The organism is Elizabethkingia bruuniana, from assembly GCF_002024805.1.
In the GTDB taxonomy this organism is placed as follows: Bacteria; Bacteroidota; Bacteroidia; order Flavobacteriales; family Weeksellaceae; genus Elizabethkingia; species Elizabethkingia bruuniana.
This window is the reverse complement of sequence record NZ_CP014337.1, coordinates 1900664-1917678: the sequence shown is the minus strand read 5'-3', so window position 1 is coordinate 1917678 and position 17015 is coordinate 1900664. Positions and strand designations below refer to the sequence as shown.

The following is a 17015-nucleotide window of genomic DNA, read 5'->3' as shown; positions in this document are numbered from 1 at the left end:
CTAGACTGAAAATATTCAGGCTGCTAATTGAGATTGTCTTTTTAGGACAACTTTTATTGGTGACGAAGATCTAATTTTGCATAAGGAAACACAAGATTATCCGCATGAGAAAATTATTGACAATATTCGTTTTTTTAAGCTTTCAGTTCTGTATGACACAAACTTATCATTTTCCGGAAGAATCTGCACCACATGAGGGAACATGGCTGCAGTGGCCTCATCATCATCAGCACGGTATAACTTACCGAAACAGGGTCGAAAAAACCTGGATAGATATGACAAAAGCATTGCAGACAAATGAAAAAGTGCATATCATAGCTTATGATGAATCGGAAAAAGAGCATATCACAGGAGTATTGCAGAAAGCAGGTGTAAGTCTTAAGAATGTCGATTTCAAAATCTATCCTACAGATGATGTATGGGTAAGGGATAATGGTCCGCTTTTCGTAAAGGACAAAAATAATAATATTCTGATAGAGGATTGGGGATTCAATGGTTGGGGTGAGAAGTTTGATTTTGAAAACTGCGATGCTGTTCCTTCACAGATTGGAAGAGATCTGGGAATAAAAGTAATTAACCTGAATGATGAAATGGTAAATGAGGGCGGCTCTGTTGAAACCGATGGAAGAGGTGTTCTTATGGCCTGCAAAAGTTCAGTCATCAGTCAGAAAAAAGGATCGATCAGAAATAAAGATATTACCCAGCAGGAAGCCGAAGATTACTTTAAGAAATACTATGGTGTTTCCAAAGTGATATGGCTGGAAGGGATAACAGGTCTGGATATTACCGATATGCACATAGACGGATTTATGAAATTTATCAATTCCTCAACAATGCTTACAATGGGAAAAGATGATCTGTTGGATATGGGATTGTCCGAAAAAGACATAAATACCCTTTATGCTGCTACCAATACAAAGGGAGAGCAGTACAAAAAGGTTTATGTGCCTGCTACCAAAAATAATGTGAAAACAGCATACGGGAAACAACTGGATTATAAAGGATCGTATGTCAACTATTATGTCGCTAACGGAGTTGTATTGGTTCCCAATTACGGAGACGTTAATGATGAAGTCGCCAATAAAATTATTCAGAAACAATATCCGGATCGTAAAGTTATCGGGATAGATGTAAGAAACTTATATGAAAATGGCGGTATGGTCCATTGTGTAACTCAGCAACAGCCTGCAGGGAATACTGTAAAACAAAAAGCAAAAGCTGCAACGACTAAAAGTACAGATGAAGAGTATGAAGATGAAGAATGATATGAATTGCGAAGTTAGAAGTTAGAAGTTGGGCATTAAAAAGTAAATTATTCAGTTGCTTTAGAGGACTTCTTTTTGATGATAAAATAATATAGCTTTTCCAATACTATAGCTAATACAACAGCGAATAAAAAATTAAAAAACAAATGCCAGGGATAGAAACACTCAGATTCCTGCATGGTTTTATTAATCAGGCTAAACCCAACAGATTTTTTATAAAAACTAAAAGGAAAACCTATTGTATCATTCCCGTCATATGCCATTCCGTTGTGGTAGGAGAGTGTATTACAGATTACAAATACAATTAGAATTAAAATACACCTTAGCAGAAATGTTTTTAGTTTCATTGGAGTATTAATAACGATTATAGTTTTTTCATCAGGTATTTCGGAGATTCTTCATAGCCCTGTCTGTAGTAAAACAGATGGGCTTTCTCTCTTCTTGTATGACAATGAACTTCTATACGGTCACAGTTTCTTTCTGTTGCAACCTGTACACAATATTCCTCCAATATTTTTCCTGCACCCATGCTGCGGTAATTTTCATCTACGGCAAAATAACTTATTCTGGCAAAATCTCCTTCCAGTGCAATTTGTGGAATAATGTGTATTGAAATAAAGCCGAATACTTGTTGCGCATCATCTTCTATAACGACTAAGTATTCGTTAGGGTTTTGGAGTAAAGTCCCGATTTTATTTTGAATAAACTTTTCCGTATCAGAATATCCCAACTGGCCAAGCAATTTTGAAACTACTTCATGGTCGCTTTCCTTTATACTTCTAATCTTCATTTTAATCTTTTATCTCTTTCTGATAATAAGGCGGAATAATTTTTCCAGTCCAATAGCTAACCCGATAGCGAAAAGAAAATCGAAAACCAGATACCAAGGGTATAAGTTATCTGTTTTAGAGGCCATATCTACAGGATCAGGATTATTACGATAAAAGCTAAGCGGGAAACCCATTGTTTCGAAACCATCCTTGGGCATATCATTACGATAGGAGAGTGTAGCGCCTGTAACAAAGATAAGTATAGAGATAATGCTTCTCAGCAAAAATTTTTTTAACCCCATTTTGTAGTTTTTATCATTATATGGTGATTTGGATGATAAAATCCTTCCGGTTTTGCCAAGATAAGAAAAATAAGAATACGAATTTCATGGTATGTCACTTGTAGTGAAGCATACCAGATGTAAATAATAATTTAAATTCTTCATATTATAATTTTTTTTGAAATATCTAGTTTTATGTTTTTATGATGGAAATGAGTTTTATTGATTATTATATAGTATGTAAAATATCTATTTTAATCTATTTATTGTAATAAAATATTTATTTTATTATGTTAAATTAAAATATGGTTATTATTTGTATATTAGCAATGTAAAACCAAATTACAATAAAGATTATGAAAAAAGCAATTAAATCACAGTTGTTGGAATTCTTTCTGACAGCACAACTGCAGGTCCCCTGTATTGATAATAAAATTTCTCTATCATTTTTACTTAAATAACTAGAACGGCTCCGGTATTTTGGCGGCCACTGTAATCTTTTTTAGTATACCAGATATTCTGCTAATATTTAGCTGAACATAATAGTCAATTTTATTCAGGAGGTGTTTTTATTTTCAGTTTAAACTCCGACTATATTGATTGGTTATGTAATAATATACTTGTATACAATACGGTTACAGGAAATACCCGGCTTTCAGAGTGTCTGCATTATTATTACTGAGTAGTATTTTGTATTCGTTCTGATAGCCCGGGTATTTACAACAACTTTTAAAAAAATAAATAACATTAAACACTAAATTTTTTATTATGACACGTAAACTATTAATCTTATCAGGCTGCCTGATTCTGGCTCTGAATTCTTGTAAGTCGGATATGGAAACTACTCCTGCAAGTTCAGTTGATCATACAACAACCCAGCTGAACGGAACAACCATCCACAAATTACTAATTAACGGAGCTTATACTTATGTAAATGAAGTTAATGGCGAGTACTTTTACGCTGATGATATTACAATCACGGCGGAGCAGTTTAACCAGTTGAAGAGAATGGCCAATCCGGATATATCTACCGTTGAACGTAGTACAATTGTAAGTTCTTTTATTAAAACCTGGCCGAATGCAACAGTTTATTATACCTTACCAAGCCAGGGAAGTCTAAGTACTCAGGCTTACAATACATTCCTTACAAATATTAACAAGGCGTTTGATATGATCTCTTCAAAAACCAGTGTTAAGTTTGTTCAACGTACAAATCAGACAGAATATATAACATTTACTTATTCTACAGGAAATAGTTCCCCACTGGGTTGGGTAAAAAACAGAGTAAATGGTATTAAAATATACAATACAACTTATCCGGCAATTATTGCACACGAGATTATGCACTCAATGGGGATTATGCACGAGCAGTGTCGTCCCGACAGGGATCAGTATATTATAGTAGATACCAACAGAGCACAGGATGGTACCCGTCACAATTTCAATCTTTATAATGATTATGCAGGACACGGAGAATTCGATTTTGGTTCGGTGATGATGTATAAATCTACAGACTTTGCTATAGATCCTAATCTGCCTGTAATGACAAAACTGGATGGTTCTACATTTGGTAAGCAAAGAGATGGTCTTTCTGCAGGCGACTATGCAGGTATCAATCATTTGTATGGACCTGTAAACTCTACATCTGCTACTAACGGTACTTATACACTTACAACTTCTTTAGCAGGTGATAAAAATATTGATATTACCGGAAGCTCGACAGCTGATGGTACAGATGTAATCCTTTATTCTGCGACTACAGGAAACAATCAGAAATTTATCTTCCGCAAATCGGAACATGGTTATTTCACTATTAAGTCGATACTGGATTCTACAAAAGTATTAACGGTAAGAAATAATGGAACAGCAAACGGAACAGCCGTAGAGCTTAGAACCAATGCAGATACAGATGCCCAGAAATGGTTGCTATTTAATTTAGGAAATGAAGGTTTTGGCTTTGCTCCTAAAAATGCACCATCTTTAAGACTGGAAGTAAAAGACGGTCTGACAACTAATCTTACTCCGATTGTTATTGGTAGTACAGATCAGACACTTCAGCCCTATACAAAGCAGCGCTTTACACTTACAAAAGTAAACTAACTTAGACTTTCTTCATATCAAAGAGAAAGGCCGGGGATTTATTTCCTGGCCTTTTGTCATTATCTTATATAAGATTAATATTGTAAGAAAGTATAGAACAATCTTTTACTTTCGTACTTTCTTTGCTGTCTTTTTGCTTTTAGGTTTATTGGCTTCCTTAGCAGCGGCTTCTGCAGCGGCAACTGCCGTTTCCGATGCAGCATCAATAGCCTCTCCCGGGCCTGCTGCCTCAGCTCCTTCGGCAGCCTGAGAATCTTCATTATTCATGTTTTCAGACTGTACACGTTGCAAATCCATACGGTCACCTGTTATTTTGTAAGCATACGTACCTTCAATATTTTTAGGCTCTTTACAGTCAGATGATGAACCCGAAATGCCTGAATAAAGTTCGATCTTGTTACTTTCTTCATACAGATTATAGCTTGCATCCGTTTGGAAACAAGAGTTACCAGTTTTATATTTTTTACTATCTGTAAATTGTAAGTAATTAAATTTTGGTTCCTCTGCAAGGAGATTAATATGCTTTGTTTTTTTCAATACGATGCTGCCATCAGTAGCAATGTTTTCTATTTTCCAGGTTGTTTTGGCTAATAGTTTCGACTGAGCCATAAGCATAGTGGTAAAAGCTGAAGTTAGCAGGGCTGTACCCAGAATAAATTTTTTCATATAGAGTTTATTGATCATAAATAAGGAAGCAAAAGTATATTAAATCACTATATAGTGAACGGTAAATTTGTTTATTTATTTTAAAAATTCTTTTCTGTATAGAAGGGGAGAACGCTGCGTGTACCTTCGAAAGGTATGAATAAACCTGGAAGGCGTTTCGTAGCCTAGTGCATAAGCTATTTCTGAAACCGACCAGTTGGTAACTTTTAATAAAATCATAGCCTCCTGCATGATTCTTTCTGTTATAATTTCTGTTGTTGTTTTTTTATAAATGCTTTTTACAGCTTTATTCAGGTGATTTATAGATATTGCCAGTTTATCAGCAAAATCCACAGGCTTTTTTAATCGGATAAGATCTGCTGAAGAATGTAATGGAAACTGCTGGGATAGTAATTCTTCAAACAATGCAGCAATTCTATGATCTGCGGTATTACCTTTATTTTTTGAAGATTGAATTTTATTCTCCTTCAGAACTTTGTGTATTAACTGGTATACCAGGTTTCGTATTATATCTGTACGATATTCATATTCAGATGTAGCTTCCTTTTTTATATCGTCCAATAAAATTTCGAATTCTGAATATTCATTTTCGGATAAGTTAAAAATGCTATGTTCAGGATCCTGAAAAACCGGATAAGAGTTTATTGTACCATAGTTATTGAAAAAGTATTCGTTGAAGACGATAAAATATTCATCAACCATACCATTCACTTCTTCCAGTATAAAAGGATTGGCAGGGGCTACAAATATTAAAGCAAATCCTTTCACATCAATACTTCTGTTTGCATAATGGCATTTACATTGCCCTTTTATAAGTTTTATTTTATATAGATTCTTTCTGTAGAAACTAAACTCTGAGATTAGAGATTCTCTTTGTAGAGATGAGGTGATTTTTATAATATCAAAATATCCAGACTGCCAGTCTATATCTGAAGGAGCTTTGAGGTTCTTATCTCTGTAAAAATCTTCTATGTTATCTGGTAGTTTCATTCAGGAAATTTACAACATCTGCTTTATAAAGACTATGATCTGATTGATTTTCGATATTGTCTAAGTGATTTTATATATCCTGAGCTGTGAATGCTCCGTAGTTTTGATTCATAAAAATATACAAATGAAAAGGTTTGAAAATAAAAGAATACTGATTACTGGCGGAAGTAGTGGTATTGGCTTAGCAGGAGCAAAAAGATTGACAGAAGAGGGTGCAAAGGTTATTGTTACGGGAAAAACCGAAAGCCATTTAAGCAATGCAGCAAAAACATTGGGAGAAGAGGCTGTCATTGTTTACAATGATGCAGAAGATGAGAATTCTGCCGAAAAGTTGGCAAAGTTGATAAATGAAACAGGTCATATAGATGGCTTATGGCTTAATTCGGCCATTGCTTTAGGGGGGAAGATAGAAGATATGGAAACAGAAATGTTGAAAAAGATTTTTCAGATCAATGTTTTTACACCAATGTTACAAATGGCTTTGTTGGCACCGTACATAAGAGAAGGAGGATCAGTTTTGGTTACTTCTTCAAGTTCGGTTTATGAAGGGCAGCCTGGCGTATCGTTATATTCTGCCAGCAAGGCGGCAATACTTTCTGCAGCCCGCTGTTGGGCAAGTGAATTAGCACCCCGTGGTATAAGAGTGAATACATTGGTACCCGGACCTTTTGAAACAAATCTAAGAGCCAAGCTTCCTGCAGAGCTTCGTAAACAATTTGAAGAAGAACTGGCAAAGACCGTTCTGCTCAAACGTATTGGACGCCCGGATGAAGCTGCCTCCGTCGCCGCTTTCTTATTATCGGATGATGCAGGTTATATAACCGGAAGCTCTTATTCTGTGGACGGAGGCCTGTTAATGATGTGAAAAATTAAAAGCCTGTTTAAAATTTATTGCTAATACTCTTCGACAGGCTCAGAGTGACATTGTTCGTTCAAGATATCTTGCTTTTAGGATTGTCAGACTGAGCCTGTCGAAGTCTAATATTTTTTTTAATTGAAATTTAAACAGGCTCTAAATATTTCTTGGGAATGGGTCAGCAAATCTGCCATGCTCATAAAATTCGAGTTCATTATCCTGAAGGAGACAAGCATTAAGTTCGGCTGTTATTTTTTCTGCATCAATGTCCTGACCGATAAAGACAAGTTCATTCTGTCGGTCACCCCATTGTTTACTCCAGCGGGCTTCGATGATGTCTTTGTTATGTACAAAAGAAGTATATCGTATTCTGTCTGCATATGGCATACTGCACCACCATACACCTGCTTTTTCCAGACGGGAAGAGCCTCCGGCCTGAGAAAAATTCAGGGCATCATTCCGGCGCGAGGCCAGCCAGAATAATCCTTTGGCTCTGATTATATTCTGAGGATAGTCGATGTTCAGGTAATTCCAGAAGCGCTCAGGGTGAAATGGTTTCTGACTCCGGAATACGAAAGATCCGATGCCATATTCTTCAGTTTCCGGAGTATGGCCGTCTGATTCCAGTTCCTTTTGCCAGCCTGCAGAGTTTTGTGCTTCTTCAAAATCAAATAATCCCGTATTCAGAATTTCTTCTGATTTTACCCGGCCAAATTCAGAAGTAATAATTCTGGCACCAGGATTCAATCTATGGATTGTAGCTTTTAGCAGACCAACTGTGTCTGAATCTACCATATCGGTTTTGTTCAGGATAATAACATTGGCAAACTCTATCTGATCGGTTAAAAGGTTGACAATGGTTCTGTAATCGCCTTCCATATCTGTCAATTCTCTGTCAGTTAGCAATTCATGAGTACCGAAGTCTTTGAAAAAATTAAAACAGTCTACTACCGTAACCATCGTGTCGATATAACTAAAGCGTGAAAGATCGGTTCCTGTTTCTTCATCAGTAAAAGAGAATGTCTGAGCTACAGGAACTGGCTCGCTGATACCGGTACTTTCTATAATGAGGTAATCGAAACGTTTTTCCTTTGCCAGTTTCTCTACTTCAATCATCAGATCTTCCCGAAGGGTACAGCAAATGCAGCCATTGCTCATCTCTACAAGCTTTTCCTCGGTACGGGAAAGCGTGTTTTCATTTTCTACCAAACGGGCATCTACATTGATCTCGCTCATGTCATTTACGATAACAGCTACTTTCAATCCCTCTTTGTTATGGAGGATATGGTTGAGTAACGTTGTTTTTCCGGCTCCAAGAAAGCCGCTAAGAACTGTAACCGGTAATTTGTTCACTAATGTCTGCATAAGGTTTTGCTATAAAAATTGATGCTGATGATTAAATTGACTATTGCAATTAAGTCGCAAATATAGCATATTTCATTTTAACGCAACTTTGTTGCAATTAAAATATTTATAAAATAAAACAGCTCCTTTGGGGCTGTTATTACAAATCCGGGTTTGAGATTCTATATGTTACTAAGGAATTACAGTATGTACAGCTGTGATTTTTAGATTGCCATATTTGGTGATTGCCTCCTTCATACTCAAATCTTCACTTCCTTTATCATCAGATATCTCCACTGGTTTATTGGGATTTTGTTCTGTGTAGACAACAATGTGGGCAGGATTTTTGTTTAGATTGGCCTCCTGATTAAAGTCTTTGTCTTTTAAAAACGCAATTCTGAGACTTGTGATTCCTTTTTGCGGAAAGTCTTTAAAAGTACTTACAGACCTCATATCAGGGAGCTGCTTCAATAGTTCAGATAAATCCTGAGTCTTATAATTTTGTTCCTGGTTCTTTATCCTTGTCAGAGTTCCTTGTTGCGTCTGCTTCGAACCAATACAGGCCATGACAGAGCTCATAACCAATAGTGATAAAGCAATTTTAGAAAATAATTTCATGTCAATATTTTAAATGATGTGTAATGTCTTCTGCAATTTTGCTGCCAGTTGGGTATAATTTTCCTACAGGCTTAAAAATGGATAGAGAAATCAGGATAGTGGAATGGACCTATAATTTTAATTAGAAACTGGCGGTATGGAAATGTGTATATTTATTTTTTGATAAATTGATTTCTATATAAACATTACATGTACCACCATCATGCATTTCAATAGGCGCTAAACGAAATTCTTTTTTGATAAAATTATCTAATTTACAATAACAATGTACGAATAGAATAATTTCATTTTGCTTATTCTTTACAGCATTAATTTGTTTTACATAATCCGAATATTTAGTTAATTTGTCTTTATTATCACTGAAGCATTGTTTTAGAATGTCTTCTGCTTTATAAAGATCATCATTGTTTATCTCATAGTTTTTATAATGTTCTGAATTTTCTTTTTCTATAAATTTGAAAACAGCGATATCGGGGAATCTTGAGTAATTTATATAGTTCGGTGATTGTATTTTTGTTTTCTCAATTCTCATCCTGAAAGGAAATTCACCTCCTTCGAAATCAATATAATTATTTTTTAGTTCTGCATTTTGAGATTTATTATAGTCTAATTCAAATGGAAAGAAGTCTAGATGATTGTTTTTAATCTTAACTAATCCTTTAAATTCCTCTGTCTTATTATAATTTGGACGTTCAACAATATTTGTGAAAATGAATGAACTATCAGCTAAAACAGTAAAACTCATTATTGATTTACTGATATTGTCAGAATCATATATAGCGTATAATAGGGTGTCTTTTTTCTTTAATTTACGGGTCGCATCTTGTGAATTATAATTACAGCTAATAATGGATAACAATGCTAAAACTTTAAATGTTTGCTTTAATTTGCTTTGCATATATATCTTATTAAAGCTTAAACCCTTTTGGTAATGAAGATATATCCAAGTCTTCGGGGTTTGCCCCTTCTAATAAAGCCATAATAATTTCATCTTTTTTTAAAGTTTCAAATTCATCATAACTTAGATCAAAAAGTCCCTGTAGTTGTACACTTTGTATAGCTTCATCATGACTAATATAATTATCAGAATATAATCGTAAAAATTGCTGTTGTAAAATTTCCCGTATTGCGAAATTTTTATGTTGCATAAATTCACCCTCATTAATTCTAAAAATCTTTTTTAAAAAACTAAAATCATAATATTCACTATCTGTAATAATATTGTCATCAAGAATATTATTGGCGTAAGATAATAGATAGTCCATTGCATAAAGCTTTAGTTGTTCAATGCTTTCAATATTGTATGAAGCAAGTATTTTATTTATTTGTACGCCGTCATAGTTATTATGTAGACAACTTTCTATAATATCCTTTATACATTTCTGATTGGTATTTTCAAAAGATTGCTCTTTATTGAAGTCATTTAGATTTGATGATAATTTATACATGATTTGATGAATATTCTGTTTAGATAATTTATTTTACTATTATATCTTTAGTGTGCGTGCAATATACTCCAATTTTCCTTTTATAGATTGATGTTTTCCATAATTAGACATTATTAAAATAAATCATAGTGTCTTTATTTATAGTTTTTAGCAATTGATAATTTTATTACTAATAGTTTTACTCTATTGAAACTATAAAAATTGATTATTCGTTTTTATGCTCTTGGTGCAAATGATCTGATTAGATTTGTAACAAGAATTCTCGCTCTTGTGTATTCAGGAGTTCAAAATATTTTGGTAACTTTATAGAAATCAGTAACGAATAACTTAAAGAATTATGGAAAACCAATCCAACGACATCAGCAAATGCCCTTTTCACAATGGGACACTAGAGAAACAAAATGTAAGCAGTAATGGTACCCAGAACAAAGACTGGTGGCCTAAGCAATTAACACTGGATATCCTGCGTCAGCATTCTTCATTGACAGATCCGATGGATGAGGGATTCAATTATGCAGAAGAATTTAAAAAACTGGATCTGGCTGCAGTAAAAAAGGATCTTACTGATCTGATGACTGACTCACAGGATTGGTGGCCAGCAGACTTTGGCCATTATGGACCTTTATTTATCCGTATGGCATGGCACAGTGCCGGAACTTACAGAGTTCAGGATGGTCGTGGCGGCGGTGGAAGAGGGCAACAGCGTTTTGCCCCGCTTAACAGCTGGCCGGATAATGTAAGCTTAGATAAAGCTCGTCGTTTACTATGGCCTATCAAGCAAAAATATGGAAAGAAAATCTCATGGGCAGATTTACTAATCCTTACGGGTAACGTTGCTTTGGAATCTATGGGATTACAAACCAAAGGATTTGGCGGTGGTCGTACAGATGTATGGGAAGCCGATAAAGACGTATACTGGGGAGATGAGAAAACCTGGCTGGGAACAGATAAAAGATATACAGGAGATCGTGATCTTGAAGATCCGCTGGCGGCAACTACAATGGGACTTATCTATGTAAACCCTGAAGGGCCGGAAGGAAAACCAGATCCGCTGGCAGCTGCTAAAGATATCCGTGATACATTTGGCCGTATGGGAATGAATGATGAAGAAACTGTAGCCTTAATCGCTGGTGGACATACATTTGGAAAAACCCATGGTGCCGGAGATGCAGCACTAGTAGGTGCTGAGCCTGAAGGATCCGGAATTGAAGCTCAGGGATTAGGTTGGGCTAGTAAATTTGGAACAGGTTCCGGAGCAGATGCTATTACCAGCGGTCTGGAAGTTACCTGGACGAAAACTCCTACGAAGTGGAGCAATGACTTCTTCGATCACTTATTCCGTTATGAATGGGAACTAACAAAAAGTCCGGCGGGTGCACACCAGTGGATTGCAAAAGATGCAGGAGATATTATCCCGAATGCTTTTGATGCTGAGAAAAAAGGTCCGGCTTATATGCTTACAACTGACCTTTCATTAAGATTTGATCCTATTTATGAGAAAATATCCAGACGTTTCTATGAAAATCCGGATGAGCTGGCAGAAGCTTTTGCTAAAGCATGGTTCAAACTGGTTCACCGTGATATGGGGCCAAAATCAAGATACCTTGGACCAGAAGTTCCTACAGAAGATGAAATCTGGCAGGATCCTATTCCGGCAGTAGATCATCAGCTGATCGATGCTCAGGATGAGGCACAATTAAAAAATAAAATATCAGAATCCGGATTATCAGTTTCCGAACTGGTATCTACAGCATGGGCATCAGCTTCCACATTCCGCGGATCAGATAAAAGAGGAGGTGCAAATGGTGCACGTATCCGTCTGGAGCCACAAAGAAGCTGGGCGGTAAACAATCCGGAACAGTTATCCAAAGTCCTGGAAGTCCTGGAAGGTATTCAGAAAGAGTTTAATGCAGCACAAACTGGTGGTAAAAAAGTTTCATTAGCAGACCTTATTGTTCTGGCTGGAAATGCTGGTGTAGAAAAAGCAGCGCAAAATGCAGGTGTGACAGTAAATGTTCCGTTTACTGCGGGACGTATGGATGCATCACAAGAGCAGACTGATGTAGAATCTTTCTCCTATTTAGAGCCTTATGCAGATGGATTCCGTAATTACAGAAGAGGGAAGTCCACGACTTCAACAGAGGAGTTTTTGGTAGACAGAGCACAATTACTAACGCTTACTGCACCTGAACTTGCTGTATTAGTAGGAGGATTGCGCGTACTGAATACCAACTATAATGCTTCGAATTATGGCGTATTTACAGATAAAGAAGGTGCATTAACCAATGATTTCTTTATCAACCTTTTGGATATGGATATAGTATGGAATGCAACAGGTGATGCTCAGGAAGTATATGAGGGCAGAGACCGCAAGACCGGCAATGCAAAATGGAGTGCTACACGTGCCGATCTTGTTTTTGGATCTCATTCAGAACTAAGAGCTATTGCTGAAGTTTATGCCAGCCAGGATGCTCATGAGAAATTCCTGAAAGATTTTGTCTCTGCTTGGAGTAAAGTAATGAATCTTGACCGTTTCGACTTGAAGTAATATTTGATAAAGATTTCAATAAAACACTACTTCAGATTAAATCTGAAGTAGGTATTTATATAAACCCCATAGGCTTTTAAAACCTATGGGGTTTTATTGTATCACCGGAACTATCCGAAATGAGTTGATGATAATTCCACATCGATCAACCAACTTAAATCTCTTAATATCTAAATGGTAAAATGATTTTCTTCTTTAACTTTTGGCATTTAAAATTTATTATTCTATAAACCTATGAGGTTTTATTGTATCGCCGGAACTATCCGAAATGAGTTGATGATAATTCCACATCGATCAACCAACTTAAATCTCTTAATACCTAAATGGTAAAATGATTTTCTTCTTTAACTTTTTGACATTTAAAATTTATCATTCTATAAACCTATGAGGTTTTATTATATCAGTTGAACTATCCGGGATGATACGAGGATAATTCCGTATCTGTCAATCAGCTTAAATCTCTTAATACCTAAATGGTAAAATTAATTTTTTGTGGCCTTAAAAACATTAGTTAAGTTCCAAAGCTTTTGTCACTTTTATGGTTATTAAATCAAGTTGATTTTTTCTTTTTCTTGAACCACCAGACCAGAAACCCTGTAACAGGAAGTGATGCTCCGATAATGGTAATAAAAAAATACAATATCCGACCCCATATTCCGCCCAATGCAGATCCGACATGCAGATCATAATTGAGTTTCCTTACCTTGGTTGCAAAGTCAGCTTTTTCAAATAACTGTGCATGGGTTGAACTTCCTGATAATGCAGCTCCTGAATTGCGGTCGTAGCTATAATTCTGAAGGTTGTAAAACTGGCGGTGCGAAGGATACAAAAACAAACTTATAGTCTCAGTAGAGTCTTGTGGTATAGAAAGATAATAACCTTTAGCTTTGGTCTTCTTAGCCGCATCTTCCCAGGCTGTATGCACAGATTCGGATAATTTCTCAGGTTGAAAGGGAGCTGTATTTTTCAGTTCCCGCCGCTCTTTTTTCTGTGTCTTCCCAAGTGAGGTTGTAAAATACAGGAATTTGTTGAACCATGGAAGTCCATAATACATTCCCGTCATCGCAACAACTAGTAAAATAACCATAGCATAAAACCCAAATACATTGTGCAGATCATAGTTCAGTCGCTTGGTTTTGGCATCCCATTTTACCAAAAAGCTTTGCTTGCGCATAGCTTTAGTCCATTTTCTTGGCCACCAGAGTACCAATCCGGTAAACAGTGTAATGAAAAATATGAAAGTAGAGTAGTTGATAATCGGACGGCCAATTTCCGAGGGCAGCCATAGATAGCGATGTCCGTTTAATGTCCATTCGAAGAAATCAAATTCTTCTTTAAAGCTAGGCTTCTGAACAACAGCTCCGGTATAGGGATCCAGATAAAGTACATAGCCTGGGTTTCTCTTTCCATAACCTACCATTACAGCTTTTCCTGTAGGACGCCAGATATAGGAAGGTTCCTGATCAGGGTAGAGTTTTTTTGCCTTTTGATAGAGTGCCGAAGGATTCAACATTGCTTTTCCTTCTATATAGTCCGACTGTAATTCGGGATGCAGCCAGTCTGTTATTTCATCCTTGAAAGACCAGGTAAGTCCGGTCAGACAAATAATGACAATAACAATACCAGAAGCCAGGCCCAGCCACAAATGTAGCCAGGCCGAAATTCTGTAGAATAAGCTTCTGTTATGTTTCTTTTTGGGCTTAGTCTTTCCTGTATTCATTCAGATTAGAAATTATAAGAAAGATTCAGTCTGAAATTTATAGGATTAGTTGCTCTCCATCCGTAATGCGTATAACCCCATGCTCCCGGAAAGAACCCTACATAATTGTAGCGGTCTGTAATGTTATTAACAAGGAAAGAAAGCTGGTAGTTATCTCTTTTATAGGATACACCAAGGTCTAAAGTAAAATAATCATCTGGAAGGTAAGGTTTGCCTAATACAACCGGCCATGCTGCTCTTTTTGCCTGATATTCATAACCAAATGAGAAACCTAATCCCTGCAGATCTCCTTCAGCAATAGTATATTTTATCCATGCATTGGTAATATGTTTTGCAGTTCCGTATAACATGCTGCCAATTTTTTTGGCATCATTATCTTCAGTTATCTTAGCATCTGTATAAGCATAGTTGAATAAGATACTCCAGTTTTTTCCAATATTTCCGTTTAAATCAAACTCAATACCTTTTGATGTGGCTTTTCCGGTTTGTTCGGAAAGTCCCGGAAACTGTATACCTGCAGCAGTTAATATATTGGTTTTTGTCAGGTGATAGAAGGTAAGGTTGGTCATTAACTGTCCGCCAAACCAGGTCTTTTTCAAGCCAATCTCTTTGTTTTTTCCATAAGAAGGATCTGCGGAACCTCCGTTTACGAGTTTTCCGGTCTGTTCCTGGAAATTCTCATCATACAAAGCATATACAGTGAAAGTAGGCGTTAAAAGGCCTGTTACACTGAAACGTGGTGTAACCGCTGAATTCTTAACCTCAGCTCCTTTTTCTGCAGCACTCGTTTTTACGGTAGAAGTATAACGGAAACCGGCAGCAACCCGGAGTTTGTTTTCTAAAAATCGGGCTTCATCCTGAAGGTGGAAGGAGGTATAAGAGTAATCATTCAGATAATTGGCGCCACGTTCACGAAGTGATTTGGAGCGGTCGTAAACCGGAAGATCAGATTTCTTCAGATTACCATAAACCGGATTGTAGATATTGAATACCGGACCTACATTTTGTGGTAATACAGACCAGTCGGCTACATAAAACTTTTTACCCATATCAATCCCTGCCAGTATGTTGTGGTTGATATTTCCGGTATCGAATTTACCTCTTGTAAATACCTGGCCTATAGTTGAGGTATTCAGGGCGTCATTGATACTGATTCCGCGGTTTGTATCTCCTTTTTTTCTTCCGGTTTTAGGATCATCCGCCAGTGTGATGTCATTGTAATTCGCATACAGCGATTCACCTTGCATCTGGGAACGGATATACCCAAACTGACCGGTAATAAGCCAGTTATCGTTAAAGTTGTGATTAATGGTTCCATAGATATTATGTTCCCATGCACGGGTAGGATCAATAATAGGATCCGAGAATGTGAATGATCTCTTCACATCTTTAAATCCGTCTATGCCGTATGCATATTTTGCAAAACCACCCTGGAAGTTATTCTGGGAAAGAATATATTCAAATGTGACGTTGGTGTTGTCTGAAATGAGATATTTAAAGGACGGATTAATGACATATTGTTCATGTTCCACATATTGCTGGAACGATCCGTTCTTAGATCCCATCAGGTTTAGTCTTCCCCAGAACCTTCCGTCTTTGCTTAGTTTTTTTTCTATATCTGCTGCTGCTCTGTAAAGATTAAAGCTTCCTAAAGTCAGCTGAACATTTCCTTTCTCACGGCCAACAGGCTTTTTGGTTACAATATTGTAAAAGCCGCCAGGCTGTGTATTACCCATCATAAATCCTGCAGGACCTTTTACAAATTCTACACGGTCTACAAAAGACATATCTTCTCTTAGCGGGCCAAAGCTTCCGCTTACATCCATACCGTTACGCAGGTTAGAGGCAGAGAAACCACGCACAGCAATACCTACGCTGCCTTCCTCCTGGTGGGTAATGGTACGCACGCCACTTACATTACGGCTTAATCCTTCGGCGGTAGTTAATATCTGCTGATCGTTGAGTAGTCGCTGGTCTATGACCTGTATATTCTGTGGAGTTACCAGAAGGTTTTCTCCCAGTCTTAATGTAGACGAAGGTATTGTTTTGCGGTTGGCCACTACATTTACAGTCTGGATCTGGTATGCACTGCTGGTTTGTACAAAGTTATAAGTCAATTGCTCATTTTCCTTCAGTGTAAATGAATACGTTTTTGTTACTTCCGGATCATCTACTTTCAGCGTATAATTGCCGGCAGGTATATTATTAAAATGATAAATACCATTTTCATCAGTAACGGTTTCGGCTTCACCATTATTCAAAATCACTTTCAGGGACGGTACCGGTTTCTTATCCGAATTAACCACTTTCCCTGTAATCTGTGCACTATTTTGCGCCCATATAATGGCTGGGAAAAACAGTGCGGATAAAAGGATCTTCTTCTTATGCATAGTTGTTATTTAGAATTAG

General features: G+C 36.7%; 15 protein-coding genes. 4 read left to right on the top strand and 11 right to left on the bottom strand.

Translation table 11 applies throughout. The features are described from left to right. Positions 1 to 104 precede the first annotated feature (104 nt). Entirely contained in the window at positions 105 to 1265 is a 1161-nt protein-coding gene (locus AYC65_RS08965) for an agmatine deiminase family protein (protein WP_034867508.1), read from the top strand. Positions 1266 to 1312: 47 nt separating this feature from the next. Here AYC65_RS08965 and AYC65_RS08960 read toward each other — a convergent pair whose 3' ends face one another. The 3 genes from AYC65_RS08960 to AYC65_RS08950 are packed head-to-tail and all read right to left on the bottom strand — an operon-like array spanning position 1313 to position 2337. Continuing rightward, a complete protein-coding gene (locus AYC65_RS08960; protein WP_234300275.1) occupies positions 1313 to 1612 on the bottom strand; it encodes a hypothetical protein in 300 nt (99 codons plus the stop codon). A 17-nt stretch (positions 1613 to 1629) separates the two neighbouring features. Continuing rightward, a complete protein-coding gene (locus AYC65_RS08955) occupies positions 1630 to 2055 on the bottom strand; it encodes a GNAT family N-acetyltransferase (protein WP_034867505.1) in 426 nt (141 codons plus the stop codon). Between the two features lie 9 nt (positions 2056 to 2064). Next, the gene (locus AYC65_RS08950; RefSeq protein ID WP_078674537.1) at positions 2065 to 2337 is read right to left on the bottom strand and encodes a hypothetical protein; all 273 of its coding nucleotides are present in this window, start codon (positions 2335 to 2337) and stop codon (positions 2065 to 2067) included. Positions 2338 to 3084: 747 nt separating this feature from the next. Between AYC65_RS08950 and AYC65_RS08945 the strand changes: the two genes are divergently transcribed. Beyond that, positions 3085 to 4416, top strand: coding sequence for a M12 family metallopeptidase (locus AYC65_RS08945; RefSeq protein ID WP_034867501.1), 1332 nt, complete (start codon positions 3085 to 3087; stop codon positions 4414 to 4416). A gap of 105 nt (positions 4417 to 4521) precedes the next feature. On the opposite strand, the gene AYC65_RS08940 is transcribed toward AYC65_RS08945, so the two are convergent. Continuing rightward, positions 4522 to 5082: a hypothetical protein gene (locus AYC65_RS08940; protein WP_034867498.1), complete on the bottom strand. Its 561-nt coding sequence runs from the start codon at positions 5080 to 5082 to the stop codon at positions 4522 to 4524. Positions 5083 to 5157: 75 nt separating this feature from the next. After that, positions 5158 to 6072, bottom strand: coding sequence for a helix-turn-helix domain-containing protein (locus tag AYC65_RS08935; protein WP_034867496.1), 915 nt, complete (start codon positions 6070 to 6072; stop codon positions 5158 to 5160). 124 nt (positions 6073 to 6196) lie between these two features. On the opposite strand from AYC65_RS08935, the gene AYC65_RS08930 reads away from it, so the two are divergent. Continuing rightward, complete coding sequence (locus tag AYC65_RS08930) at positions 6197 to 6937, top strand: SDR family NAD(P)-dependent oxidoreductase (protein ID WP_034867495.1); 741 nt, start codon at positions 6197 to 6199, stop codon at positions 6935 to 6937. 147 nt (positions 6938 to 7084) lie between these two features. Here the strand turns inward: AYC65_RS08930 and AYC65_RS08925 are convergent, their stop codons facing one another. The 4 genes from AYC65_RS08925 to AYC65_RS08910 form a co-directional block, all read right to left on the bottom strand. Continuing rightward, a complete protein-coding gene (locus AYC65_RS08925) occupies positions 7085 to 8293 on the bottom strand; it encodes a GTP-binding protein (RefSeq protein ID WP_078674538.1) in 1209 nt (402 codons plus the stop codon). A gap of 171 nt (positions 8294 to 8464) precedes the next feature. Then, complete coding sequence (locus tag AYC65_RS08920) at positions 8465 to 8890, bottom strand: hypothetical protein (protein ID WP_034867494.1); 426 nt, start codon at positions 8888 to 8890, stop codon at positions 8465 to 8467. 121 nt (positions 8891 to 9011) lie between these two features. Next, the gene (locus tag AYC65_RS08915) at positions 9012 to 9788 is read right to left on the bottom strand and encodes a hypothetical protein (protein WP_034867492.1); all 777 of its coding nucleotides are present in this window, start codon (positions 9786 to 9788) and stop codon (positions 9012 to 9014) included. 10 nt (positions 9789 to 9798) lie between these two features. Beyond that, positions 9799 to 10338 carry a hypothetical protein gene (locus AYC65_RS08910; RefSeq protein ID WP_045179847.1) on the bottom strand — a complete coding sequence of 180 codons (540 nt, stop codon included), beginning with the start codon at positions 10336 to 10338 and terminating at the stop codon, positions 9799 to 9801. 337 nt (positions 10339 to 10675) lie between these two features. Here AYC65_RS08910 and katG point away from each other — a divergent pair, with 337 nt between their 5' ends. Next, the gene (gene katG, locus AYC65_RS08905) at positions 10676 to 12886 is read left to right on the top strand and encodes a catalase/peroxidase HPI (RefSeq protein ID WP_034867490.1); all 2211 of its coding nucleotides are present in this window, start codon (positions 10676 to 10678) and stop codon (positions 12884 to 12886) included. Between the two features lie 550 nt (positions 12887 to 13436). Here katG and AYC65_RS08900 read toward each other — a convergent pair. Both AYC65_RS08900 and AYC65_RS08895 read right to left on the bottom strand, forming a co-directional pair. Further along, on the bottom strand, positions 13437 to 14606 hold the full coding sequence (locus tag AYC65_RS08900; RefSeq protein WP_034867488.1) for a PepSY-associated TM helix domain-containing protein: 1170 nt from the start codon (positions 14604 to 14606) through the stop codon (positions 13437 to 13439). A 5-nt stretch (positions 14607 to 14611) separates the two neighbouring features. After that, positions 14612 to 16996, bottom strand: coding sequence for a TonB-dependent receptor (locus tag AYC65_RS08895; protein WP_034867487.1), 2385 nt, complete (start codon positions 16994 to 16996; stop codon positions 14612 to 14614). Between the last annotated feature and the right edge of the window lie 19 nt (positions 16997 to 17015).

Coding starts and splice junctions, on each gene's coding strand:
- AYC65_RS08965 (WP_034867508.1), top strand. CDS start 105: ATGAGAAAATTATTGACAATATTCGTTTTTTTAAGCTTTCAGTTCTGT.
- AYC65_RS08960 (WP_234300275.1), bottom strand. CDS start 1,612: ATGAAACTAAAAACATTTCTGCTAAGGTGTATTTTAATTCTAATTGTA.
- AYC65_RS08955 (WP_034867505.1), bottom strand. CDS start 2,055: ATGAAGATTAGAAGTATAAAGGAAAGCGACCATGAAGTAGTTTCAAAA.
- AYC65_RS08950 (WP_078674537.1), bottom strand. CDS start 2,337: ATGGGGTTAAAAAAATTTTTGCTGAGAAGCATTATCTCTATACTTATC.
- AYC65_RS08945 (WP_034867501.1), top strand. CDS start 3,085: ATGACACGTAAACTATTAATCTTATCAGGCTGCCTGATTCTGGCTCTG.
- AYC65_RS08940 (WP_034867498.1), bottom strand. CDS start 5,082: ATGAAAAAATTTATTCTGGGTACAGCCCTGCTAACTTCAGCTTTTACC.
- AYC65_RS08935 (WP_034867496.1), bottom strand. CDS start 6,072: ATGAAACTACCAGATAACATAGAAGATTTTTACAGAGATAAGAACCTC.
- AYC65_RS08930 (WP_034867495.1), top strand. CDS start 6,197: ATGAAAAGGTTTGAAAATAAAAGAATACTGATTACTGGCGGAAGTAGT.
- AYC65_RS08925 (WP_078674538.1), bottom strand. CDS start 8,293: ATGCAGACATTAGTGAACAAATTACCGGTTACAGTTCTTAGCGGCTTT.
- AYC65_RS08920 (WP_034867494.1), bottom strand. CDS start 8,890: ATGAAATTATTTTCTAAAATTGCTTTATCACTATTGGTTATGAGCTCT.
- AYC65_RS08915 (WP_034867492.1), bottom strand. CDS start 9,788: ATGCAAAGCAAATTAAAGCAAACATTTAAAGTTTTAGCATTGTTATCC.
- AYC65_RS08910 (WP_045179847.1), bottom strand. CDS start 10,338: ATGTATAAATTATCATCAAATCTAAATGACTTCAATAAAGAGCAATCT.
- katG (WP_034867490.1), top strand. CDS start 10,676: ATGGAAAACCAATCCAACGACATCAGCAAATGCCCTTTTCACAATGGG.
- AYC65_RS08900 (WP_034867488.1), bottom strand. CDS start 14,606: ATGAATACAGGAAAGACTAAGCCCAAAAAGAAACATAACAGAAGCTTA.
- AYC65_RS08895 (WP_034867487.1), bottom strand. CDS start 16,996: ATGCATAAGAAGAAGATCCTTTTATCCGCACTGTTTTTCCCAGCCATT.